General features: G+C 60.7%; 22 protein-coding genes. 9 read left to right on the top strand and 13 right to left on the bottom strand.

The annotated features are described in order from the left end of the window. Positions 1-516: 516 nt before the first annotated feature. The 9 genes from ISP20_RS02155 to ISP20_RS02115 form a co-directional block, all read right to left on the bottom strand. Positions 517-1,275, bottom strand: coding sequence for a hypothetical protein (locus tag ISP20_RS02155; RefSeq protein WP_204634408.1), 759 nt, complete (start codon positions 1,273-1,275; stop codon positions 517-519). Positions 1,276-1,484: 209 nt separating this feature from the next. Then, on the bottom strand, positions 1,485-1,916 hold the full coding sequence (locus ISP20_RS02150; RefSeq protein WP_204634407.1) for a hypothetical protein: 432 nt from the start codon (positions 1,914-1,916) through the stop codon (positions 1,485-1,487). Positions 1,917-2,233: 317 nt separating this feature from the next. After that, a complete protein-coding gene (locus tag ISP20_RS02145; protein WP_204634406.1) occupies positions 2,234-2,635 on the bottom strand; it encodes a VOC family protein in 402 nt (133 codons plus the stop codon). Between the two features lie 227 nt (positions 2,636-2,862). Beyond that, a complete protein-coding gene (locus ISP20_RS02140) occupies positions 2,863-3,531 on the bottom strand; it encodes a Type 1 glutamine amidotransferase-like domain-containing protein (protein WP_204634405.1) in 669 nt (222 codons plus the stop codon). A gap of 544 nt (positions 3,532-4,075) precedes the next feature. Further along, a complete protein-coding gene (locus ISP20_RS02135; RefSeq protein WP_204634404.1) occupies positions 4,076-4,687 on the bottom strand; it encodes a hypothetical protein in 612 nt (203 codons plus the stop codon). A 50-nt stretch (positions 4,688-4,737) separates the two neighbouring features. Next, entirely contained in the window at positions 4,738-5,190 is a 453-nt protein-coding gene (locus ISP20_RS02130; RefSeq protein ID WP_204634403.1) for a nuclear transport factor 2 family protein, read from the bottom strand. 190 nt (positions 5,191-5,380) lie between these two features. Then, positions 5,381-7,300, bottom strand: coding sequence for a CPBP family glutamic-type intramembrane protease (locus tag ISP20_RS21780; RefSeq protein WP_204634402.1), 1,920 nt, complete (start codon positions 7,298-7,300; stop codon positions 5,381-5,383). Between the two features lie 146 nt (positions 7,301-7,446). After that, positions 7,447-7,941, bottom strand: coding sequence for a hypothetical protein (locus tag ISP20_RS02120; RefSeq protein ID WP_204634401.1), 495 nt, complete (start codon positions 7,939-7,941; stop codon positions 7,447-7,449). 217 nt (positions 7,942-8,158) lie between these two features. Next, the gene (locus ISP20_RS02115; RefSeq protein WP_204634400.1) at positions 8,159-8,725 is read right to left on the bottom strand and encodes a GrpB family protein; all 567 of its coding nucleotides are present in this window, start codon (positions 8,723-8,725) and stop codon (positions 8,159-8,161) included. Positions 8,726-9,056: 331 nt separating this feature from the next. Here ISP20_RS02115 and ISP20_RS02110 point away from each other — a divergent pair, with 331 nt between their 5' ends. After that, positions 9,057-9,662 carry a dihydrofolate reductase family protein gene (locus ISP20_RS02110; RefSeq protein ID WP_204634399.1) on the top strand — a complete coding sequence of 202 codons (606 nt, stop codon included), beginning with the start codon at positions 9,057-9,059 and terminating at the stop codon, positions 9,660-9,662. Positions 9,663-10,306: 644 nt separating this feature from the next. Here ISP20_RS02110 and ISP20_RS02105 read toward each other — a convergent pair. Next, positions 10,307-11,269 carry an MBL fold metallo-hydrolase gene (locus ISP20_RS02105; RefSeq protein ID WP_204634398.1) on the bottom strand — a complete coding sequence of 321 codons (963 nt, stop codon included), beginning with the start codon at positions 11,267-11,269 and terminating at the stop codon, positions 10,307-10,309. Positions 11,270-11,430: 161 nt separating this feature from the next. Here ISP20_RS02105 and ISP20_RS02100 point away from each other — a divergent pair, with 161 nt between their 5' ends. The 3 genes from ISP20_RS02100 to ISP20_RS02090 all read left to right on the top strand — a co-directional run bounded on the left by ISP20_RS02100 (position 11,431) and on the right by ISP20_RS02090 (position 14,131). Further along, positions 11,431-12,015, top strand: a complete 585-nt coding sequence (locus ISP20_RS02100) for a TetR/AcrR family transcriptional regulator (protein ID WP_204634397.1) — start codon at positions 11,431-11,433, stop codon at positions 12,013-12,015. A gap of 180 nt (positions 12,016-12,195) precedes the next feature. Continuing rightward, positions 12,196-12,876 (top strand): class I SAM-dependent methyltransferase, encoded by a 681-nt coding sequence (locus ISP20_RS02095; RefSeq protein ID WP_204634396.1) that lies wholly within the window; start codon positions 12,196-12,198, stop codon positions 12,874-12,876. A 565-nt stretch (positions 12,877-13,441) separates the two neighbouring features. Beyond that, complete coding sequence (locus ISP20_RS02090; protein ID WP_204634395.1) at positions 13,442-14,131, top strand: alpha/beta fold hydrolase; 690 nt, start codon at positions 13,442-13,444, stop codon at positions 14,129-14,131. Between the two features lie 256 nt (positions 14,132-14,387). Here the strand turns inward: ISP20_RS02090 and ISP20_RS02085 are convergent, their stop codons facing one another. After that, positions 14,388-15,344, bottom strand: coding sequence for a PLP-dependent cysteine synthase family protein (locus ISP20_RS02085; RefSeq protein WP_204634394.1), 957 nt, complete (start codon positions 15,342-15,344; stop codon positions 14,388-14,390). Positions 15,345-15,535: 191 nt separating this feature from the next. Here ISP20_RS02085 and ISP20_RS02080 point away from each other — a divergent pair, with 191 nt between their 5' ends. The 3 genes from ISP20_RS02080 to ISP20_RS02070 all read left to right on the top strand — a co-directional run bounded on the left by ISP20_RS02080 (position 15,536) and on the right by ISP20_RS02070 (position 19,618). Continuing rightward, positions 15,536-16,231, top strand: coding sequence for a helix-turn-helix domain-containing protein (locus ISP20_RS02080; RefSeq protein ID WP_204634393.1), 696 nt, complete (start codon positions 15,536-15,538; stop codon positions 16,229-16,231). A gap of 88 nt (positions 16,232-16,319) precedes the next feature. Further along, positions 16,320-18,164 (top strand): aspartyl protease family protein, encoded by a 1,845-nt coding sequence (locus tag ISP20_RS02075; RefSeq protein ID WP_204634392.1) that lies wholly within the window; start codon positions 16,320-16,322, stop codon positions 18,162-18,164. Between the two features lie 179 nt (positions 18,165-18,343). Then, positions 18,344-19,618 (top strand): serine hydrolase domain-containing protein, encoded by a 1,275-nt coding sequence (locus ISP20_RS02070; RefSeq protein WP_239535169.1) that lies wholly within the window; start codon positions 18,344-18,346, stop codon positions 19,616-19,618. Between the two features lie 216 nt (positions 19,619-19,834). Here the strand turns inward: ISP20_RS02070 and ISP20_RS02065 are convergent, their stop codons facing one another. Next, complete coding sequence (locus ISP20_RS02065; RefSeq protein WP_204634391.1) at positions 19,835-20,188, bottom strand: RcnB family protein; 354 nt, start codon at positions 20,186-20,188, stop codon at positions 19,835-19,837. A gap of 410 nt (positions 20,189-20,598) precedes the next feature. Here ISP20_RS02065 and ISP20_RS02060 point away from each other — a divergent pair, with 410 nt between their 5' ends. Both ISP20_RS02060 and ISP20_RS02055 read left to right on the top strand, forming a co-directional pair. After that, positions 20,599-21,054 carry a fasciclin domain-containing protein gene (locus tag ISP20_RS02060; protein ID WP_204634390.1) on the top strand — a complete coding sequence of 152 codons (456 nt, stop codon included), beginning with the start codon at positions 20,599-20,601 and terminating at the stop codon, positions 21,052-21,054. Positions 21,055-21,625: 571 nt separating this feature from the next. Further along, positions 21,626-21,904, top strand: a complete 279-nt coding sequence (locus ISP20_RS02055) for a hypothetical protein (RefSeq protein WP_204634389.1) — start codon at positions 21,626-21,628, stop codon at positions 21,902-21,904. A 50-nt stretch (positions 21,905-21,954) separates the two neighbouring features. On the opposite strand, the gene ISP20_RS02050 is transcribed toward ISP20_RS02055, so the two are convergent. Further along, the gene (locus ISP20_RS02050; RefSeq protein WP_204634388.1) at positions 21,955-22,755 is read right to left on the bottom strand and encodes a transporter; all 801 of its coding nucleotides are present in this window, start codon (positions 22,753-22,755) and stop codon (positions 21,955-21,957) included. Positions 22,756-22,830 lie beyond the last annotated feature (75 nt).

The following is a 22,830-nucleotide window of genomic DNA, read 5'->3' as shown; positions in this document are numbered from 1 at the left end:
GAGCAAGGGAGCTATTGGTAACGTCCGCTATGGGCCGGAAGCGGCCCCCTCAATCACTGTCGCCCTCTGAGCTTCGTCCATCAAGCGGAACATCGCAGTTGACGCATTTGGGAGAGAGGCCGCTCCAGTACCACGAGCAGTAGAACAACTGCTTGCACCGCGGGCACGTACTAAACGACCAAGCAACCACAGGAACGATCATCAAACCCAGGGTTACAAGCGCGATGTACGGAAACAGTTTGGGCGAGATCGCTGACGCCAGGGCAAAGATTAGAGGGGCGCAGAGCATGGCGCCGATGGCAAACCTTCTCCTTTGCATTATCCGCACAAGCCCGCCCGCGATGGCCGGAGAAATTGGATCTCCATACATGTACTTTCCGGTCACTTAAGTCCCCCTTCGAAAAGTCGGCTATGGGTCGGAAGCGGACTTTAGACACGACCTAACGACGCAATCCATATGGTGAAACTCAGTCCGACACCACTACGGCGACGTCAAGGGTCAACACCGCGCCATTGCTATTTCTCGATGAACTGCAGGATATGCGACACAAAGGTTTTGTCCTGACCAGCGAAGCCATGATGCGCGCTGAATCGGCAAGGATTCTCAGGATCGTCGTTTCCACCGCTCATCCAGATGACTTCGACTCGTTTGCCGCCCCATGCCTGGAATGGCGCTACACCGGCGGGATTCGTCCATCGGCAGCGGTCGTCGCGATGGTGGATCACCAAGGTTGAAGGCAGCAGCGCCGGCGACTTCAACAGCGAGGCGACGCTATCGGCCGGTCCCGATGCTTCACTCAAAAAGCCGGAAGAGAGCACCAGCTTATCCGGTCTGGCACCTTGTGCCAGACCTTCCGCCGCCCGCTGCGTTCCCTTGCTGGTTGCGACAATCACTACGGGACGCTTCAGCTTGGCCATGTAGTCGGTGGCGGCGGCAAGATTCGTCCCCAGTTCGAGCAGCAATACGTCGTAGCCCCCGTTTACCAGCGCATCGCGATTGCGAATGAGGACATTGTCTGCGCCCTCCGTAAAGCGAGCACTCGCCATCACATTCAATCGGCCGTCGCCTCCCGTGAGCAAGAGGATGCTCCCGTTGGGATGCTTCGCGCGAACCAAAATACTCGTCACGCCGCCGATGTCGACGGTTTCTCCTGCGTCGACGGTGACGGTGTTCTGGATATCGGCCGCACATGCGCCCCTCATGGGCAGCACGACCATTGCGGCGAATCCAAAAAACCATCCGGCCTTTCTAAGAGGATCCAACAAAAAACGCATGCATACCCTCGCTCGCCCAAACATGTTGAAGTGCGGACACAAGAACAAGACCCTGCAAGTATCGAATGGATCCACTACATGCGGCCGTGACTCATTGACCGCTCACGCGCTGAATGAGTCGGTGTCTCTCCCCTGCCCCGCCGCTCTGTAGGGTCATGGACATATCAGCTCCGGCGACTCACATGCGCCGTCACTTTACGAAGCCCATGCTAGTTGGCCGTCTGATCAATGCCATATCTCATCGCCGCTTTCAGCGTCTCTACGCTGATGTCGCTCAGCGTTCTGAACTTGATGCAGTACCCGGTGACCTTGGCCTTGCCAAGATCCCTTCCAAAGGCCTGGGCCAGGTATTTTCTGTCTTCGAGGCCAAGAATGTAGACGGAAATACCGGTGGTGTTTGCACTGATGCCAATCTGGTAGAACTCCCGGGTGTCTCCGTTGGCATACTTCAGCGCCTGAGTTCCGTACCCTACGTTTGGGTTGGAAACGGTTTTTCCCGAACCGTCCTTGCCATCCATGAACCACAATTTGCACTTCGGCATGAGACCCAGGATGGCGCGATGCAACTCCCTCATATCCGTACGCTTGGGCTCCGGCTGAGCAGCGAAATAATCGTCGATTTGTTCGTCAATGCGCGGCATATGGGAAACCAGTATGTATCTTCTGAATAAGGAGATTCAGTGCCACGAACTCACCCGCTTTTGAAGAACTGTCCGCCTATCCTCGCTCTCGCCACCACTTGGCCACCACCGGCCAGAACGCCCAGATCGCACCCACGACGAGAATTCCCAAGGTTATCCAGGTCTCCACCCGGGAGGGCGGATTGAGATGGTTCCACCGCAATAGCGCCAGTGCAATGGTGTCGTTCGGACTGCCGGATTGCATTTGCATCCCCGATAAGCTGCCTGGTCTGAGTATCCGTTCCGAGCCGGAAGCGGACGCAACCAGATCGGACTCTTCAGCCTGCCTTTTCAGTTTCGCCATCTTGCATGAGGCGGGAGGGCCAGCCGATGCGGACGAGAAGCCCATCTGGACCGGCTATCCCGACTTCATAGAGACCCCACTCGCGGTGCCGCAGGACGCCTCCAGGGCGAATAATGAGGTCATCCACGCGTGCGGCGATAGCGTCCACGTCCGGCGTACGGATGAAGACGCCGAAGGGGTTGTGCTCTTCCGGGACGGCCCGGGGGCCAGTTCCTGCCTGGGTGAGGTGCACCTCGCAGCCCCAGCCGGTCATGATGAAGTAGTTGGCGTCACCGCCCGTGCGGGCAAAGCCCATGCGCTCCCAGAAGGGAATCGCGGCGTGCAGATCATTGCTGGGAACGATGGCGAATGCACCGACGGTAGAGGGAATGGTCATACATCTACTCCGGACAGGGGTGGCTCTCGCGGGATGCACTGGTGCCTGGTCTTGTCACCTCTGTTAGAGGCATGTCTGCCATACGTAGAAATCGCAATCCATGCCTTGGCGCCGCTGCCTGTCGTTGACCAGGATGACTGCGCGGCGGTGCTGCGCGTCGACACACCCGCCATCCTCTACGAGGCCGCGTGCACACCGCCATCGACGACCGGCTATGACTGCGCATTCTAGCGTTCGAAGAGCTTCCAGTGCCCCTCGGAGACGATCTCGACGATGCCGTCCACGACCTTGATCGCCGTCTCGTCATCGACCGCGTAGCCCGGCACGGGCAGGCGTGCGGCCCACTTCACGGCATCGGCCATGGTGTTCTCCGGACACATGGCGTTGTCCAGATGCGGAAAGATCGAGAAACCGACCATGCCCAATGCGCTGTCGCCGCCAGCGGCCGGCTTCCAGCCGACGAACCTCTCGCCGACGCAGGGAGCCATCACCATACTGCCGGCGCTCAGCCCCACGTAAACCGTCTCGGTGAGCGACGGAAACAGATCCGCCAAGCCGGATTCACGCATCCAGTGATGCAAGTACAGAGTGTCGCCGCCGCACACCAACAGTGCATCCGTCTCCCGGACCAAGGGGACCCAATTCCTTTCGTCAATGCTGGGCAGCGCAGTCAGCTCAAGCATCCCAACAGACTTCCATCCCAGCTCGACCAGGGGCGTGGGTGTCTGCCCGGCTATCTGCCGCCACGTCATGACCGCAGTGTCGGGCAGCATGCCGTACATCGCGGTGGGAGTGCACAGGGCGGTGGACTCGGCGATGGGTTTGCCCAACATGTCGACGAGGGCATCGCGGATGCTCTGATTGCTGACGCCGCCTGAGGTGAGGAGAAGTTTCATCGTGCCGTCCTTGTCTATCGAGAGCCGGGATCGAGCACGGTGAGGTGTGCAAGCGTTCGAACATCGGATGCGGCGAACACGAAACCATCGATATGGGGCACGACTGTCTCCTTGGCGGAAAAGGTGGCCGGCGCGGCCGCCTTCATGTGCGCGACGAAGGAGCACTAGCAGAATCGACACTGAGCCCGATCCAGGCCCATCTGGGGAAGGGTCGCCTGGGTCTGGGGTCGGAAACGGACGCAGCTGCCCGGAAGCGGTTCCAGTCGCATGGCACTTGGGACGTTATGGGTATCTCGCGGGGCGGACTGTTCCTTGCCTCGCGCGACTACTCATCGTCATCGGCAAGAAGAAAAGACAGTCCTAACCTCCTGCACCGAGGTACCTGCCCCACTCAATGGCGTCGGGTCGTCGCGGCCCATGCAAACGGCATCTCGCTACCTCGTTGGTATCGAGAGTCACTCATTGTAGGGTGCCGAGTGGACCGTTACCTGCGCCCCATGTTCGATCTCCAAAGAGCCCACTCAGCAATATTTTTCCCAGCCACCTACCGCGACAACTCGCAAATCCAGTTCACTTCCCAATGTTTTCCGCCATCCGGGGAGAATGATTGCTCCATGCGTGCCGATTTCGGCGAAATGTTCAACCACATGTAGCGCACCAGGATCACGCGCCCTTTCCAGGGCTGCTGGTTGTAGAACTCGCCGCGGTCACCGTGGAACTCGCCCACCACGGGCACCGGGAAATCGAGTTCGCCTTTGTCCAGGTCAAGGCCGTAGATGCTCCACTGATGCGTCTGCGGGTTGTACATCCTCAAGGTTTGCGCCTTGATGTGCAGTTTCTTGTCCGGACTGGTCACCTCGAACTGTTCGAGATTGGCATTGGTATCGAATACCTTGTGGTGATTCGAAATGCCGTCGTAGACGTCCCATTTATCGGAGTTGTTCAGGCGGTCGGGCAAGCGGCGGACATGGGCCTTCCATTCGCCGATAAGGAAATCGAAATCGTGTGATCCATCGCGTTGCGGAGCGGCGAATACCGCCGTCGGATTCGCGGGTTCGTCAGCTGCCTCCTTGGCGACTATTGAACCCGTGAAAGCGGTCATTCCAACGATGCATGCAGCAGCGAACTTCAGCGGGATCGATTTGGTGCGGAACATGCTGACCTCCGATCGAGTTCATGCAGTGACGCGGTGAAACCCTATGCTACCTACGGAGCGATATGAGCCTGCGTGAAGATCACTTGCCAGCGGCCGTCGCGCTTGGCCCATACATCGACAAAGCGGGCGCGCATCGTGAAAGGCTTGCCGCGATCCGATCCCTTGGCATCGACCATGCCGCCGAGCACGGCACCGTTCGGCCACACTTTGCTCACTTGCTGGGTGATGGCGACATAGGTGGTCTTGCTCCCTGGCGCCGTCGAGTCGGCGATGAACTCCGCTTTAGTCTGATTGCGGCCGTTGCTGCCCGCCAGGGTGTAATCGTCGGCCAGTAGCCGTTCGAGTTCGGCACGATCGGATTTGAACTGCGCCAGATCATAGGCAGTCGCTGCGGCAGCGAGGTCCTGGGGCAGGCCCCGGTAGTCGCCCACTTCCTGTCCCGCGTGAGCCTGCGTCGCGATCGACGCCGCCAGAATGATCCAACTCCAGTGCGATAACCGCATGGCTCTCTCTCCTTGGCCGTTGTATTCGCGCCAAGGTAGTGGAGAACGTCGGCGGCGCAATGACCTGTAAGGCTGAAAATCGGCCCGTATTGGTCATATCCGCCGCCGAGCCGCTACTGAGTTCGCGGCTCGGCGCAGATGGCGGCGGGACGGCAGGCCGTGCACGCCGCACCGCCTCCCCTTGCTTGATTTACGCCGTCAGCAAGATCGCCACGCATGCCAACGCATTGTTGGCTGCATGCAATGCCACGGAGGCGGCCAGTCCACCCGTACGCTTCACCAGCCACCCGCCCATCAGCCCCAGCGCGAAATAGAAGGCGAAGTGAGTCATGTCGAAGTGCAGGAGCGCGAAAAGGAGCGCCTGCCAGAGATTGGCCCAGCCAAAGGCGATGTGGCGGCTAAGACCACCCAGGATGAAACCGCGAAAGACCAGCTCTTCGTAAACGGGCACCAGCACCGCAACGATAAGCAAAGCCAGCCCAACGCCGCCGACGTGGGTCGCCGCCGAGGCAAGCGCGGACACCGACCGGTCATGCGGTGTGCTGTTGAACACCCCCGCGGCGTGCGGCGCATGCGCTGCCGCCATCAGCAGAAATCCCTTGAACAAGGTCCAGGAGATCACCGTGATGAGCGCCGCGTCCATGCCTCGCTCGCCCAGCCATCGCCGCCATGAAAGATGCCGCAGTGCGGGGAGCAGGCACAGCGCACCCATGAACAGCATCGCCAATTGCGAGAGGATCACCGCTCGTTCTTCGGATGACGTCATCGGGCGATGCGCCACCAAGGCCTGCACGCTGCCTGCAGGGCTCAGCAAGGGGACCATGATCGATATGACCAGAAAAGTGGCCAGGCCGATCCACATGTGTCGCAAACCCAGCGGTTCGAACAGAGGCTGCGCCGGCTTTTGCTCGCGCGCCCTCACCGTTCCGCGATAGTGCGCGGGAAACGCAACCAGGCCAGGCAAGCAGAGCAACGCCGCCAACAGGGCCAACATCGATAGCGCCAAGGGCGCCAGTGATGGCGTGAACAGCTCGCCGGGTGCACGCGCAAGCACGGATCCATACGCAAACAGCAGCGGCCCCGTGATGCCTGTCTTGCCGAACCAGTCGCGAAGCGCCGCCGATGCAGCCTTTGGATCGCTCTGGCCTACCGAGATGTTCACGCGCAGCTGGTATTGCTCCACGCTCTGGAAACTTGGCTGCGTCTTCATCATGGCCAGCATCTTCGCCGCGTCCGCGTACCTGCCCGCCCGCTGATAGATGCGGGCCGAAAGCCATGGATCGACGGGTGTCTTGCTGTCCTGGACGCGCTGCAGTTCAGTCAGTGCGGCAGATGCACTGAGATTGTCGGCCGCAAAGCGGAGCCGTTGCCCGCCCATCCATGCGGGAGACGGCGCGGGCGCCTTGGCCAGCATGGACTCCGCCAGCAGGCGTCGGCCGTCGTCACAAAGAAAGCGAAGCGCGGGAATAAGCTGGTTGCTGCCGGGATCCAGTTGGACGGCCGCCAAGGCCTCCTGCCCGGCCAGGCGAGTGTCCTTGGTGGCGAGATACGCGCGAGCAAAGACCGCATGCAATCGCGAACGCTGTTGGGTCGTCCAGTTGCCGCTGAGCGGCAGCAGCGTGCGCGCATAGGCAAGCGCGGCCTTTCCGTAGCGATGCTCGGCGGTGAAGAGACCCGCTTCGGCATCGCCATGGAAGCGTGTATCGAGATCGTTCAGGCAGCCCTGGAGATCTGCCTGCGCAGCCTCGCCCCAGGTCGGCCCCTCATCGTCATCGAGGGCAAAGCCTTCCGTGAAACGACACCGCGCCAGAACCAGCGATACGTCGCCAGGAAGAGCTGTTTCCTCTTTGGCGTATGCGGATAGCACCTGCTTGTACGCATCCTGCTGCCGCTCCGACACCAGCGCGATCGCGTGTGCCGGTGTACGCAAGTCTTCGACGGCGACGGGCATAGCGTCCGCCCGGCATCTCGCGCTGGCTGCCATGCAGAGCGCCGCGACCAGAACATGCCCAAAGCCCACAACCCTTCGCCAGGCGTCAGCCCCTGTTGCCTTTGCCGCCAGGCCACGGATATCCGCGGCCATCGTTGCCGCATTGTCCCTGCGATTCACAGCGCCTCCTTGGATGCCGCACGCAGCGCTCCCCCGAGCGCACGATCGATGCGACAAAGCCAAGCGTAACGTACTGGCATGAGCTTCGACCAGTTGGCGCAAGCGCTATCGAAATCGGCCTACATCAGGCCGGAAACAGATGTTCGTCACTCCGAAGCCGGCAGCCCTAGTTTCCCTCGATTGATCCTGTCTACACCCCAGGAAAGAGTGACAAGGACAACCCCGCCAAGCGAGAGTGCTGCCCAAATTGTGGCGTGCTGATCATCAAGCTTCAGCAGGAATGTAGATACCGCCAGAATCGACGAGACGTAGAGTCGGTGTTCTTGAAGCAGGTTTCTATGGATGGGCTTTATCTCGAAAGCTCCCTGGCTGTCTCGAACGACTTTGCGCAAGCGAAAAACCTTCCAAATACCATGGGCCAGCTGAGTGAGAAGGACGACATACAGAACCGGCAGGCCACGCGTCGACGTGGACATGGCGATCAAGGCGATAAGCAGACATACCCAGGTGATTCGAAGCGACGCCAGAGTGGTGCCGGCTTCCGGAATCGCGTACCCCATGTATCGAGACTTGGCGAGGTCCGCAGCCGATGGACATACAAACCTAAACGCGGATTGCTTGCCTTGAATCGCTGTGATCATGAAGTTTCCTGGAGGCGTGTCAGCATGACTCGTCTGAATCGAGGCTGTTTGCCGCCGTTTCTCTCTCTGCGTCGAAAGGCTGACCTTGCCAGATCGCCGATTCATCGGGTCGAAGAACTTGCACCAAGTGACTCCAGGGTATGAAGCAAAGCGGCGACTCGATTGGGATCGATGGATATGCCCGACATGGATCGAAAGCGGGCATGACGCCATTCCCTTACAGCCTTGGCGGAAGAGTATTCGCGTCTCCAATAGTCTTCAATTCGGAGTCGCCCAAACCCATTCTGCGAAGCACCGACAGGATGAAATCCGTTTTTCCCGCGATATAGCTGTCGATATCTTCCGGGAAGCGCGCGGCGAGTAGCTGCTTGATCCGACTGTACTGCAGGACAGAGGCGGGTTCGCTGCGCAGGAAATCTCGAAGGGCCAAGTGGTTCGCGAGTGCGGTGCTGCCCTGCAGGCAGACGTAGAGATGGTGGGCGGGTAACTCTGGCGGAGACTTGAATGCCTCCCGATCCTCGATCCCAAGATTGCCGCGATGGCCGTAGCCCAGGGTCGCCAATCGCTGGATGGCTTCCGGCATTCTGTCCGCTGAGGCCACAACCACATCCATATCAATGATGGGCTTGGCGGCAAGTCCCGGGACCGCCGTACTGCCGACGTGCTCCACGGCGACGGCAATGTCGCGGACCGCCGCCCATACGGGCGCTCGCAAGGCTTCGAACGTCGCGGGCCATGAAAGATCGTAATCCACGACCACGACGCTACGTTGATTCTCGATCATGCCACCCGAACTCCGCGTTGGTGCCTGCCTTGGGCATGAGATGCCGCCCCCTAAAGGTGCCCGATCGCCCGTGTGCAGATCGTGCCCTGCTTGGCGCGCAAGACAAGGCCCGGAAGCCATCAGCTCCCCCTGCCCGCCATCCCGAATGGTTCGAAGGATGCTCCATGTAAATTTTCCGGACGACCTGTCGAATTCTTCCGTCGCCGTTCGACGTGATAGTAAGAACCAACGGCGGCCGGGAGCCAAACCAGCGATCTTCGCCGTCCGGAGTGGCAAATTGCTGAGATCAATCCAGGCCGACCCTCGGTCGAACTGGCCCAAGGAGAGAGCAATGAGAAAGTTGATCCTGACCATGTCCATGACGCTCGACGGCTTCGTCAGCGACCCCAAAGGCGACGTCCAATGGATATTCAGCGGCGACCAGGAAGCGATCGCCTGGAAGGTGCAGAAGCTGGGAGAGGCCGGGCTGATCATCATGGGCAGCCGCTCGTTCCGGGACATGTCCCCTTTTTGGCCAACATCGAGCTCGGTCTTCGCGCCGCCAATGAACCAGATTCCCAAGGCTGTCTTTTCCAGGCAAGGGCCAGCGGTACTTGAACCCGCCATCGCGGCGATCAAGAACGCCAAGTCCGGAGAGCTTCAAGCCGGCGCCGAGAGCTGGTCGACGCCCCACCTCTGCACGGGCAACCTGGCCGACGACATCGCTAGGTTGAAGGCCCAGGACGGCAAACCCATCATCGCTTTGGGAGGCGCCGCTTTCGCACGCAGCCTGATCGCTCAAAACCTGGTCGACGAATACGCCCTGATGATCCATCCCATTGCCTTGGGGAAAGGCGTACCGATCTTCTCCGACCTGCCCGAGCCGAGGCCACTCGAACTGGTCAGCTCCAAGGCGTTTCCGCTGGGCTCGGTGGCGCAGATTTATCGGCCGGCTTGATCGAGCGCGACGCCCCTCCCAGTCCGTGCGCTATGGGTCACGTATTCAGCCGGTCGTTGCAACGCACTAAAGACTCCGCGAGCAGCAGGAGTGTTGCAACGACCGGCTGAATACGCAGTCAAAGGCGGACACTGCAGACGCGTCGCTTCGTGACGTGGAGTCAGTCCCTGCCGGGCGCATGGAACCCGTGGAACACCCACCGCAGAGCCAGGAAAAGCACGGCCGGCGCCAAGACTCCAGTGAGAAAAATTGCGGTCAATTCCGCAGCTGCATAGTTGGCATGGAAGATAGAAACAGCGCGAGCAACGATGAATACCATCCAAGCGGCCCAGAGGACCAGATATGACCGGGTAAGTCCCCGCTTCCAGTTCAAGCTCAACGTCCTTCCTCCCTGTAACGATTTTTCCTGCGAATTTGCGGCGAATACCGCTCTGGCACAAAAACTAGCGTGGCCGAACCGGTCAGGCAATGGTGTGCTGCCATGCCCTCCTCGGGATGGCCATATGGGCGATCCTCGAGAAAGGAGCACCGGCTCGATGCCTGCCGGGCGGGCGCTTCGCAGCGAGCCGACATAGTCCAGCCGAAGCCACTGCCGAAGCCCGGGGCAGCAGCTTTCCGCCCCGGGCTCCTCGTGCTGTTCGCGCTTAGTGGATAGCGGTATAGCTGGCCGGAATCCAGGTATAGCTGTTCTTGCCGGAAGCGCTGACGTGGCCCACGCCGGGGAACGACAAGTGGGCGCCGGCGATCCAGTAACCCTGCTTGGCAGCATCGGCCAACAGTGCCAGTCGGGCTGCTTCGGCCGACTTGCTATCGGCATCGAAATGAATGGTGATCGTGGGATGAGCAAATTGCACCGCGCCCACGTGGATCACATCACCCCAGGCCAGCAGCTTCTGACCTTCGCTTTCGATCATGTAGCCAGCGTGTCCGGGGGTGTGACCGGGTAGAAGCACGGGCTTGATGCCGGGCACCAACTCCGCGGTGCCGTCGAACGGCTTGTATCTGCCGGAGTCCACATAGGGCTTGAGCGCAGCCTGGGCGCCCTGGAAGAAGCCCTTTTCATCCTTTCCGGCCTTGTCCAGGTTGGCCTGGCTCAACCAGAAGTCGCCTTCGCGCTGGTCGGCGCGCACGATCGCGTTGGGAAACACGGCCTTGCCGTTGGCCACCAGGCCGCCAATGTGATCCGGATGCATGTGCGTGATGTAGATCTCGTCCACCTGCTCAGGGGTGTAGCCGGAAGCCTTCAGCGCATCGATCATCTTGCCCAGGTTGGGACCGAACAGGGCGCCTGCTCCGGTATCGATCAGCACGAGCTTGTCGCCGGTGTTGATCACGAAAGCATTGAAGTTCATCTCGTAAGGCATGCTGATGTAGTTCGCCGCAAGCGCCTTCTTCACCTGCTCAGGCGTGGTCTGCGTCAGCAGTTGGTCGACCGGCAGCGCCGTCGTGCCATCGGAGAGCGCGGTGACTTCGAACTTGCCAAGCATGAATCGGTAATACGCAGCACCCGACTTCTTGATCTGCGGTGCCGACGCATGGGCCTGCTGCACCGGCGCTGCCACAGCACCCAAACCGAGGATCACGGCCATTGCAAGGCCGGCACGCATCAACACACCCGAGGATTTCATTATCGATGACCTTATTTTTTGCAGTAAGACAACGGGGTACCTCGCGACGTTGCACCGTCGAGGCATGGAGGGAAGCAAGATTTCACATTCTGGACTAAATGGTCCACAATGGAGCCACGCACTGTCAAGGTGAGGACGTCATGACGAAATCTGTGTCCCGCGCCGGCCGACCTCGATCGTTCGATCAACAGGTGGCTCTGGGCGATGCCCTGGACGTGTTCTGGCGCAAAGGCTACGAAGCCACGTCGCTGGATGACCTCACCGAAGCGACCCAACTCAGCCGCTCGAGCTTCTACGCCGCATTTGGCTCGAAGCGTGAGCTTCTCCTGCATGCCTATCGGCGCTATGCCGATGCGTTCCATGCCGATATGAAGGCACTGGCCGAAGAGCACGACGATGCAAACGCCGCCCTAAGGGCCGTGGTCAAGGCCATGGTGGACGCCCGGCCCGACAACCGCGGCTGCTTTTGTGTGAATGCCATCGTGGAGCTGGCCCCCTGCGACCCGGAGCTGGCTGAACTCGGACGTGCGCACATCCAGCGCATGTGCGCGCTGCTCGAAGAACTCATCACACGACGCGGTACCCGGCGGCCCTTGGCGCGATCCCTGGCGGCCACACTCATGACATTGACCATGGGCAGCGCCGTCTTTCGCAAAGCCAGCGTCGCCGAAGACACGCTTAAATCCGTGCAAAAGCAGGCCCTCGGCTTGCTCGACCTTGGCTAAGCCGTAGCGACGGAAGATCGGTCACTGCGACGCCATGCGTACACCTTCAAAATTGATTCGCCAGGCCGTCGATCGTGGGCGGCGTGAGACTCAAGTCCGAACATCGCAAGCGGTCGCCGTGTACGCTTTTGCAATCTTGGTATCTCACGATACCCACCGTTATCCCCAGCAATGTGACTTATGAACAAGCCCTCCTCTCCCATCGACTCCGAACTCGGCGCAGCCGTCTATTCCGACCGAGTACTGAAGATCTACGACCGCTGGGTCCTCGGCTTTTCCAACCGCTACGCATGGAAGTGTCCGACGAACACCGTATTGCTGCCCTTCTTTCAGGAGCACCTAAGCGCCAACCATCTGGATGTAGGCGTGGGTTCGGGCTACTACCTGGCACACAGCTCAGACAGGCCGGAGCAGAAAGTCACCCTGCTGGACCTCAATGACAACAGCCTGAAGGCCGCCGGTTCGCGCATTGCGCACTTGCAGCCGTCGCTGGTTCGCGATGACGTACTGCAGCCCAGCGGTGCACTCGGGGACAGGAAGTTCGATTCCATTTCCCTGTTCTACCTCTTGCACTGCCTGCCGGGAAACATGGCCGAGAAAGGACGCCGGGTGTTTTCCACGCTTGGTGCCCACCTGGCCCCTGGCGGCGTGCTGTATGGCGCGACGATCCTCGGCGACGAAGCCAACCACAACTGGATCGGTCGCCGGCTCATGAAGCTTTACAACCGCAAGGGCATTTTTGGAAACCAGCACGACACGCAGGAAGGCTTGCAGTCGGCTCTCAACGAGCACTTTGCCAAGGTTGCCGTGTGGAAGGTCGGAAAGGTCGCCCTGTTCACGGCGGAAAAGCCGTCAGCTTAATTCGAGCTGCGCGCGGTGGACACGTAGCGAAGCCGCAGACCATCGACTCGACTGATCAGAACTCGGATCGCGATGAAGTGACTTGCGCGCTTTCTCGCGATTTCCGAGGAAGGCTCAGCCGGTAGCGCGGCGCGCACGAAGTTTACAGGCGAACTTGGTAAATTTCGCCTCATCTGCACGCGAAATCCACTCTCCCGAGTGTTTGCTATGCCTTCTCATCGAAAGCAATCTGCGTGTCGGTGGCACGTGGAAAGGATCGCCCTGCAGCCGGTCTGAAGTGAACTCTCCAGGCGTGGTCTGTCTAGCCATCGACGAGCCCAGTGCCCAGGACGAATTCTCACTTGCATGGCTGTCCGATCCGAATGCGCAATCATTGACCGATTACTGAGATCCGTGCGTTCGAGCCAAAGGCTCGGCAAGGATTGCCGGCCTACGTAACGGAAGGAGCGCTTGCCCCGCCTCATGAGCGCAGCAGACAAAGACTTCGAAAGAAGCCGCAGGGAACAGCCCTATGCCTTGCGGAACATCAGCCTCTCAACCGATCGATTAGAGAAGGAGAAGGTCAGTGTCCAAGAAGCCCACCATCGTATTCTGTCACGGCATCTGGGCCGATGGCTCATGCTTCAGCAAGGTGATCCCTGCCTTGCAGGCAGACGGTCACGAAGTCATTTCCGTTCAATACGGCCTGGATTCGTATGTGGAGGATTTGGCGACGGTAAAGCGCACGCTCAACCGTGTTGGTAGCCCCGTCCTCCTCGTGGGTCACTCTTATGGGGGCGCCACGATCACTGGCGCGGGCCTGGATGAGCGAGTCGTCGGCCTGGTTTATATCGCGGCGGTCGCGCCAGATACCGGCGAAACGGTGCAGAGCCAGCTCAACAAATATCCGACGGACATCTTTACCCGTATCGAAGTCGCCGATGGGCGGGTCTGGCTGCGGCCGAATGGCGTTGAGTTTTTCGCGGGCGACCTTCCGCAAGAGGAACAGAAGCTGGTCTGGGCCACGCACTACGCGCCCGTTGCCGATCTGTTTGAGCAACAGAAGCTCGAAAACGTTGCATGGAAGTCGAAGCCAAGCTGGTTCATTGTGGCCAAGAACGACCGTACCGTTCACCCCGACCTCCAACATTTCCTCGCCAAGCGCATGGGGGCAACCGTAGTCGAAGTGGAGAGCAGCCATGTTCCGATGCTCTCAAAGCCTGACGTTGTCATCGACGTGATCCGCAAAGCCGCCGCGGCAGTGCAAAAGTCTTAGAGAAGGCATCCCATCGCGGAGAAGATGGTTCGAGACCGTGCCGCGCTGACGGTCTCTGCCACCCCATCGCCGATGGTCATGCGGTGAAATGGGTTCGAGACAATTTGCCGTGAGCCCACCACTATGCTCGGCTCGACGCGATCCCGCAGCTCACCGCGCGCGACGCAAGCTGTGTCTGTCCGACGACTCGTGCTTCCCCAGATTTTCGAATGGCCAAGATCGCGCACCCTTCGTGGATTTTTTTACGGGAACATCGTCAACCCTGCGGGCTGGACGATAGAGCTTGCATCCATGGCTTCGAACGGTACCGATCCCAGCCGTCCGGAAGGATGGTGACAATCGGGCCGTTCACTTGGCCCCGGGCCGCAACGCGCATCGCCGCTGCTACGTTTGTGCCTGAGGATCCGCCCACAAGAAGGCCCTCTTCGCGAATCAAGCGCCGGGTCACCTCAAAGCTCTCGTCATCGGAAATGCGTTCGACGCTATCGATGACATCGCGATGCAAGTTGGCAGGTGGCTCGGCTGCGCCGATGCCTTCTACGGCGTACGATCCATCGGGTCCGGGGATGCCCGTCTCAACCCAATGGGCCAGAGCCGACCCCACGGGGTCGGCCAGAACCACCAAGGTGTCTTTGTGGTGCCCCTTCAGTCGCCTGCCTACGCCGGAAATCGTGCCGCCGGTGCCCGCGCCTGCTACGAAGGCACCGAATCGTCCGCCAGTCTGCTCGATGATCTCTCGCGCGGTCGTCGCCTCGTGAACACGAACATTCGCGGGATTGCTGAATTGGTCCGCGAGAAACCAGCCGTTTTCGCGCGAAAGGCGTTGGGCCACATTGCGGAAATTATCGTCGCTCGATGGTGGCGCGTTTGGCGTGATGATGACCTTTGCGCCGAGCGCCGTCAGGGCGCTGCGTTTGTCCGAGGACATTTTTTCAGGCATGACGCAAACAAGCCTGTAATCACGCGCCGCTGCCACCAGTGCGAGGCCGACGCCGGTATTGCCGGCCGTGGCCTCGATCAGTGTCATGCCCGGGTGCAACATCCCGCGCGCTTCGGCGTCATCGACAATGGCCAGCGCAATACGGTCCTTGATCGACCCGCCCGGATTCAGATGCTCGCACTTCACCCAGATCTCGCAGGGCAAATGGCTGCCGACCCGCCTGAGACGCACCAAGGGTGTGCGACCGATTTGCTTGAGGATATCTTGGCTCATCGAGTGATCCATTCATGTCCCATGACAAACGGCACATCGCGCCGCACATCGAGCAGCGATACAAGCTGCGCAATCACCTCACTGCACTATCCCAGTAGTCACATGGACGTGCCGTGCCAATAGGCCGATCATCGGCACAACAGTCGATCCATGGACCCCGAGCCCTTCGCCAACGGCGGATGGATAACCCGATGCATGCTTTCCCTCCTCCTCCCGCCTTGGCGCCAGCCAGCCGGCAGTGCTACGCCCCGAGTCATAGCCTGGATCGCCACTGCCACTATACCGCCTACGCTACGGTGATCCTGGGCGGCTCCTACCTGGAGGCCGGCGACGAGGGAAGGCATACCGTGCAGGCAGGTGATGCACTGGTGCATCGTGCGTTCGAGTCGCACCTGGATTTCTTTTCCGCACGCGGTGCCGACGTCCTGATCATTCCCATGCCTTTCGCGGCCCGATTGCCGGTGCGTGGGCGTGTACGCGACGTCGATGCCCTGGCGCGCATGGCCGAACGTTCGCCCGCCTGCGCCTGGACCGCATTCGCCGAAGCGTTCGAGGCCGATGGTTCAGGCCACGACGATTGGCCGGATCTGCTGGCACGGAAACTTCGCGAGCAGCCGGATACGCATTTGGGCGAATGGGCGGAAGCAACGGGCTTGCGCGCCGAATCGATCAGCCGCGGCTTTTGCCGGGCCTATGGCATCTCTCCGAAGGCCTACCGCGCACAGGTGCGTGCGCGAGCCGCCTGGGAAGCCATCTGCGGGTCGTCGCTCGCCCTGGGCCGACTGGCGACGGAACTCGGATTCGCCGATCAGGCGCACATGACCCGTGCCGTGAAGAGCCTCACCGGACATCGGCCGCAGGCCTGGCGCATGGCGGCCGACGCCTGAATCAAGGGCGGCCCGCGTCAACTGGATTCAAGACGATATACACGGCGGCCCCCTATCGTCGCTGCCAACACTCTCTTACGGATCGATCATGCGCAAGACCCTGCTCGCCCTCGCCGTTGCGTTCTTCGTATCGCCGCTCACGGCGATGCCCGCCGATCACGTGGCCCAGGTGCTTGCGGCCAACCAAGCAGCAACCGCGGGCAATCATTGGGAGGCAAAGGACAGGCTTGAGCTTCACTATGCCTACTCCGGCCAAGGGCTCACCGGCCGCACCGCCTTTACGCAGGATCTCCAACGCGGTCGCTTCGTCGATCGCTGGGAGGTCGGCCCAAGCCACACCACCACGGGCTTCGACGGCAAGAAAGCGTGGGAAGTGGAGTCCTCCGGCACGGCAACGCCGCAGGAGGGTGGCGATGTTCGCCAACTCGCGGTCAACGAGGCATACCGTCTGCAGAACCTCTGGTGGCGAAGCGACCGGGGCGGTGCCACGATCACCGATGCGGGATGCAAGAGCGACGGCGGCAAGCCATACGACGTGCTCATCGTTGCGCCCAAAGAAGGCAAACCGTTCGAGGTGTGGTTCGACGCGACCACCCATCTCATGGCGCGCACGATAGAGGCGAATTCCACGCTTACGATCCGCACCGACTATGCCGACTTTGCGCCGACCGACGGCGTGCAGCTGGCGCACTCCGTGGTCATCGATGATGGCGGTGGCCAGGCCAACCTGCAGAGGATGACACTGTCATCGGCCACCTTCTCGACGGGTGGCGACGATGCAGCCTTTGCACTGCCCAAGACCGACCTGCACGATTTCGAACTTGCGCCCGGCACGACGCAAGCGAAGGTGCCGTTCCTGCTGGCCAACAACCATGTCTATGTGCAGGCATCGTTCAATGGCGGCAAACCGCTCACGGTCATCGTGGATACGGGCGGCCACAACATCCTGGTGCCGGATTCCGCATCGGCCCTGGGCATCAAGGTGCAAGGCGCGCAAACCGCCAGCGGCGGCGGCGACTCGGTGCAACAAAGCGGGTTGGCGCAGGTGCAGTCCATCCGCGTGGGTGGCGCCACGCTGAAGAACCAGACGATCAGCGTGCTGCAGTTCTCCAACGCCGCCGAAGGCCTCGATGAGCAAGGCATGATCGGTTACGAGTTTCTCGCGCGTTTCATTACGCGCTTCGATTACGGCAGCCATGAGCTGACCTTCATCGACAAGAAGCATTTCGATCCCAGCGATGCGGGCACCCCCGTGCCCTTCCGGCTCTATCATCAGTTTCCCGAAGTGCTGGGCAGCTACGACGGCGTGCCCGGACGCTTCGGCATCGATACCGGCGCACGCACGGTGCTGTCGCTTACGCGCCCGTTCTCCGAGCGCCATCATCTTCGCGAGCACGAGAAGAACGGAACCGAAGCATTGACCGGATGGGGCGTGGGTGGGTCAGAGTACGCCTATGTGTTCCACGGCAAGGATCTGCAGCTCGGCGACGTCACGGTGAAATCCTTTCTGGCCGAACTCAGCCTGGACAAGGGCGGTGCCGGCGGCGTCGAAGCCTTCCCCAACAATGTCGGGGGCGGCCTGCTCAAACGTTTCGTGGTCACTCTCGATTACGACCACCAGCTGATGTACCTCAAGCCCATTGCAGGCAAGGTAGACGATCTCGATACGTTCGACCGATCCGGCATGTGGCTGAACGTTGCCGACGAGGGCTTTGGCATCGTCAGCGTGAGCAGCGGCTCGCCCGCGGCGCAAGCGGGGCTCGCAGCGGGAGATGTGATCGAAACAGTGGATGGCAAAGCGGTGTCGTCCATCCATCTCTACGACCTGCGGCGACGCCTGCGCGATGAACCACCCGGTACGAAAGTGGCGTTGACCGTCGAGCGCAACGGCCATCCGCGCGAGGTCACGCTGGTGTTGCGGGACTTGATCTGACGCCGGCCGCATCCTTAGCCGGGAAAATACATTTGCATCGGTGGCGCTTGCAGGTGCTGCCGGAGACGTCGACACCCCAAGGTTCGGTCGTCGTGCAAGGACCACTGAAAGCTTTGAAATCATCCACACGTTGCTGGCAAACCCAGCGTCGTCCATCTGCCGTGCACCAAGGAGAAGTCATGAAGGATCTCAAGCCACGACCCACCGCGCTGGCGACAGTTCGTTCTACCAGGAACCTTTTAGCCACGACGCTGTTAGGCCTTCTCGCTGCTTCGCCCATCATGGCCGCACCGCTGTCATCCTCGCGCGACAGCGCGCTCAAGGAACTGCTTGAGCGCAGTGCCGCGACGAAAAGCGACGCCGTCGTGATCTGGCAGGACGGCCACGAACTCGGTCATTACTACGCCAACGACAGGGCGCCAGGTCCCATCGAGCTAATGTCGGTAACCAAGTCGGTCGTGGCGCTGGCCATCGGCCCACTGCTGGCAGATGGCCGAATCAAATCGCTCGACCAACCCGTCGCCGATTTCTATCCGGAGTGGCGGCAGGGGCAAAAGGCCAAAATCACGATCCGAATGATCATGAACCACACCTCGGGCATGCAGAACTTTCTCCGCACCGACGTGGAAATCCAGCCTGCGCCGGATGCCATCCAGTTGGCGCTGGCGGCGGAACTTTCGAACGCGCCAGGCGAGAAACCCGCCTATAACAACAAGGCGGTGAACCTGCTCAGCGGCATCATCGAGAAGGCGGCGGGAAAGCCGCTGGATGCGTTCCTGCACGACGGTCTCTTCAAGCAGATGGATATCCATCCGGGTCCGTGGGACAAGGACAAGGCCGGGCATCCGTACGCGATGTCCGGGCTGCCTCTTACCGCTGCGGATCTTGGCAAGCTCGGCGAGCTTGTGTTGAACAAGGGCAATTGGCACGGCAAGCAGTTGATTCCTGCCCGCTACATCGATGGGCTTACGCAGCCGCAGTCGGAAGCCAGTATGGGCCTGCTGTGGTGGATGGCACCGCAGTACCGGCATTTCACCACCAACCCGGAGATCTTTGCGATGTTACGAAAGCGCGGCGTGCCGGAGCCGACCGTTGCCGCGCTGGAGAAGGGCCTGCAAGGCGCACAATTCGATGACAAGGAATCGATGTTGGCGGGCATCCAGCAGGCGCTGGGTCCGAATGCTCGTACCGTGTTGTTCGACGATCTGATGAGTCGTGGCATTGGTCCGCAACGCCTCTTCCATGTCACCAGCGGCCAAACGGCGGCATATTACGGCGAAGGTGATGGCGGCCAGTACTTGGTGGTCGTGCCTTCTGCAAGGATCGTCGCCGTCCGGCAGATCAAGGCCAGCGACGACAGCGAGGAAGAAGGCGAAGACTTCGTTGGCTTCATTGACAAGGTGCTTGCAGTTGCTGGGGATTCCGCAGCTCAAACCGGGGAAGCGGCACGCTGATGAGGGGCGGCGAACGGCAAGAGAGCGCCACCCCTCTCCGCTGCTCTTCGTCCTTGCGCCGTTACGGCTTCACCATCGCGCCGCATCTCGTCAGCCATCTTTAGTCTGCGCATGTTGGAACGCAAAAAGGGCCCCAAAGCAGGGCCCTTTTTTTGGCAAAGTCACAAGACCCGATGGCGATGCCGACGTTCGAGGCAGGAGCGCTCCCTCGACCGATCAGAGTCCGGCAGAGACATCGATAATCACGCCGCTTGAAATCAGGGTCAGGTAGAACTGCCCACCATCCGCGCGCACCCAGCGATAGCCGGGATCGGGACGGCGCAGGTGATACCGCGCATAGTCCGTCACGTAGTAGTCGTGTGCGTAATAGTTGGCCGGCAGGCGCTCGCCCTTCTTGTACCAGCCCTTGTGCTTGCCGTTGTCGTGACGACCATCGTCCTTGGGATTGTGGCCATGGTCGTCCCAGTGTTTGTCGTTACCGTGGCCATGATCGTCCTGCGGGAAAGCAAGGGCCGATGCACTGCCGACCAGAAGAACGGCTGCCAGGGCAAAAGCGAGAGGACGTTTCATATGGGCTCCGCGGGCGGTTGAAAGGAATGATGGACATCGCGAGGTTCGATGGCATTCGCCGTGCCGCCGTGTCCACCAGCCCCAACATTGCACAAAACCGGCGGCGCGTGTATTACCCGCCGCACGAAGCGTTCAGGGAAGGAAAAGCGAGATACGGCATGGCACCAGGCAGTGCTGCCGATGCCTGGAGCCTATCTCGCCTTGGCGCGAATCTCAGCGAATCACCCTCACGTAACAACCACCCGTGCATGCTGATGGAGCGCCAGGATAGAAAGTCTCCTCCTTGGCAGGCGTCTCAGCCACGCGGTCCTCTCTCCAACGCTATCTGAGTATTTCTCCGATCTGTATCGGAGTTGCGGCTTCGTCCGCTCTGGATTCGCCCTGCGGATCCTCACTGAAGGCAAATACTCATGTCCAATAACAACGATTCCAACGTTTCAAGCGTCAGCAGCAAGAACATCGTCGATACCGCGGCCGCCAATGGCAGCTTCCACACGCTCGGCAAAGCGCTTGAAGCGGCAGATCTCACCAACGTCCTGAAGGGCACCGGTCCCTATACCGTTTTTGCGCCGACGGATGCGGCGTTCGAGAAACTGCCCAAGGACACGCTCAACAACTGGCTCAAGCCGGAAAACAAGGCGGAGTTGATCTCGGTGCTGAAGTATCACGTCATGCCGGGTCGCGCGTCCGCCGTCGAGGTCGAGAAACTCACTGCACCGAAGATGATGCAGGGCCAGACGGCGGCGATCACCAAGGATGGCGACAAGGTCCGCATCGGCGGCGCCACCATCACGAAGTCCGACATCACGTCGAGCAACGGCATCATCCATGCCATTGACACGGTGAACGTGCCAACCAAGCAGTAACCAGGAAAGCTTTGTGGTGGGGTTCTCCCCACCACAAACCTGCACCAAGATCCACGGGGATTCGCTTTCGCGCTGTTGCGCGCTTCGAATGCCATGGCGGGCCCGATCACTATCCCAGGCAGATCAGAACAGACTTCCTTCTGGCCGCCCGAGACTCTACTTCGCCGCCCTCCCAGGCGCGGCGTTGCAACTCAAGGTGACACGCATGGCCGCCCATTTTCGCTCTCCCTCGCGACCGCCCAGGCTGGCGCGATTCGTCCGATACATGGAGGATCTGTTCGACCACATGTTTGGCGAACGGTACTCGCAGCCCTTGCCCGTCACGTCCCGGAAACAGCAGCTTGCCGCAGCGGTGGAAGCGGCACGAAGACTCAGGCGAGGCGGCAGTCGATGATCCCCAATGCCGTCGCGAGATTCTCGTATTTCTTCCGGCCTTTCCGACGAGGCGCTTATCGGCATGCGCCATCGATTGAAGAGCTCTATGTGATGCGACAAAGCTTGAGATCCCGGGTAAGCGGTTTATGTCGTGGACTCGTTCGCACCATCCGAGAGATCGCGGGGCGATAGGCCCATGGCTCTTACCCGGTCGCAGCTTGCCGAGGAACTCCGCTCTCTGGATGCAGAATTGCTGAGTCTTGAGGCAAAGGGCGCGCCACAGGAAGCGATCCAGTTGGTGTTTGAGCGCATGGTTGGCGCCTCGACACGTACGGTGGGGCCGAGAGATCGCATGTGGTGGTGGGGCCAGTTGTATTCGGCCATGGATCGGCAGGCGATTCGAGCTCGACATTCGGCGATGGCCTCCCTGGCCGGCCATCCGATGGTTGCCGGTCAGGGAGGCCACTGCCTGTGATTTGTCGCCATGCTCGATGAAGGACGCCATCGAGCGGCCGGCGCACTGCCCTACCAGCGGTAGGACAGGCCGAGATACCCCTGCGTGTCCGGCGTCGCGGTGTTCAAGCCCATGTTGGCGCCCAGGTCCAACTGCAGGTTCGGATTCACCACGTAGACGAACGCGATGTCGCCCGACTCCTGCTTCACGTGGCCGGATGGGTCGCGGTTGTCCTGGCGCCAGTATTCAACGGCCACGGAAAGCTTGCTGGTCAGCGAATGGAAAACGTTGACGAGGTTCGTCACCGAAAGGTGGCGGCCATGTCCGTCCACGTCGGCCAAGGTATCGAGTTCGGGGCCGATCGTCACGGTGAAACCGCCGCCCACGGCGGCGCTCATCGGCATCGCCACGCCGCCCTCCCATTGGCCGTTGCCCATGCTGTGCGATGCCGTCGGCGCCTTGACGAAGGGAATGATCGAGGCGCCGAACCAGTCGCCGGTATACAGGTTCGTCTTGACGCGCACGTACAGGTCGCCCGCACCGTTCGCGGTGTGGTGTTCGCCATCGGTGCTGGTGCGAATGCGAATGTCCGGCGCCCAGTTCACTTCGATGTCGGTATGGCTGCCGATGCCGTACTTGAGATACGGATTGAGGAAGTACAGGGTCTCGGTGCTGCTGCCGCCGTGCGCATCGCGGGTGTAGTTGCCGACGTCCGTTTCCAGCTGCCACATGCCTTCGGGCACGGTGCAGGTGGCATTGGCCTTGGTGGGGCGGTCCGTACAGATGGGAGAAGCGTCGTCCGCTCGCGCCGTGAAAGCCGGTAGAGCGATAGCCAAAGCAAGCGGGAAAAGCAGGATGGAGCGGGGAGTCATGGTCACGCCTTTGGATCAAGGATGACCACCCATGCTAGGCACATGCATCTAAGGACGGTGCAGCATTCTCCGACG

It is taken from the genome of Dyella kyungheensis, from assembly GCF_016905005.1.
In the GTDB taxonomy this organism is placed as follows: Bacteria; Pseudomonadota; Gammaproteobacteria; order Xanthomonadales; family Rhodanobacteraceae; genus Dyella; species Dyella kyungheensis.
This window is presented reverse-complemented; position numbering and strand designations above follow the sequence as displayed.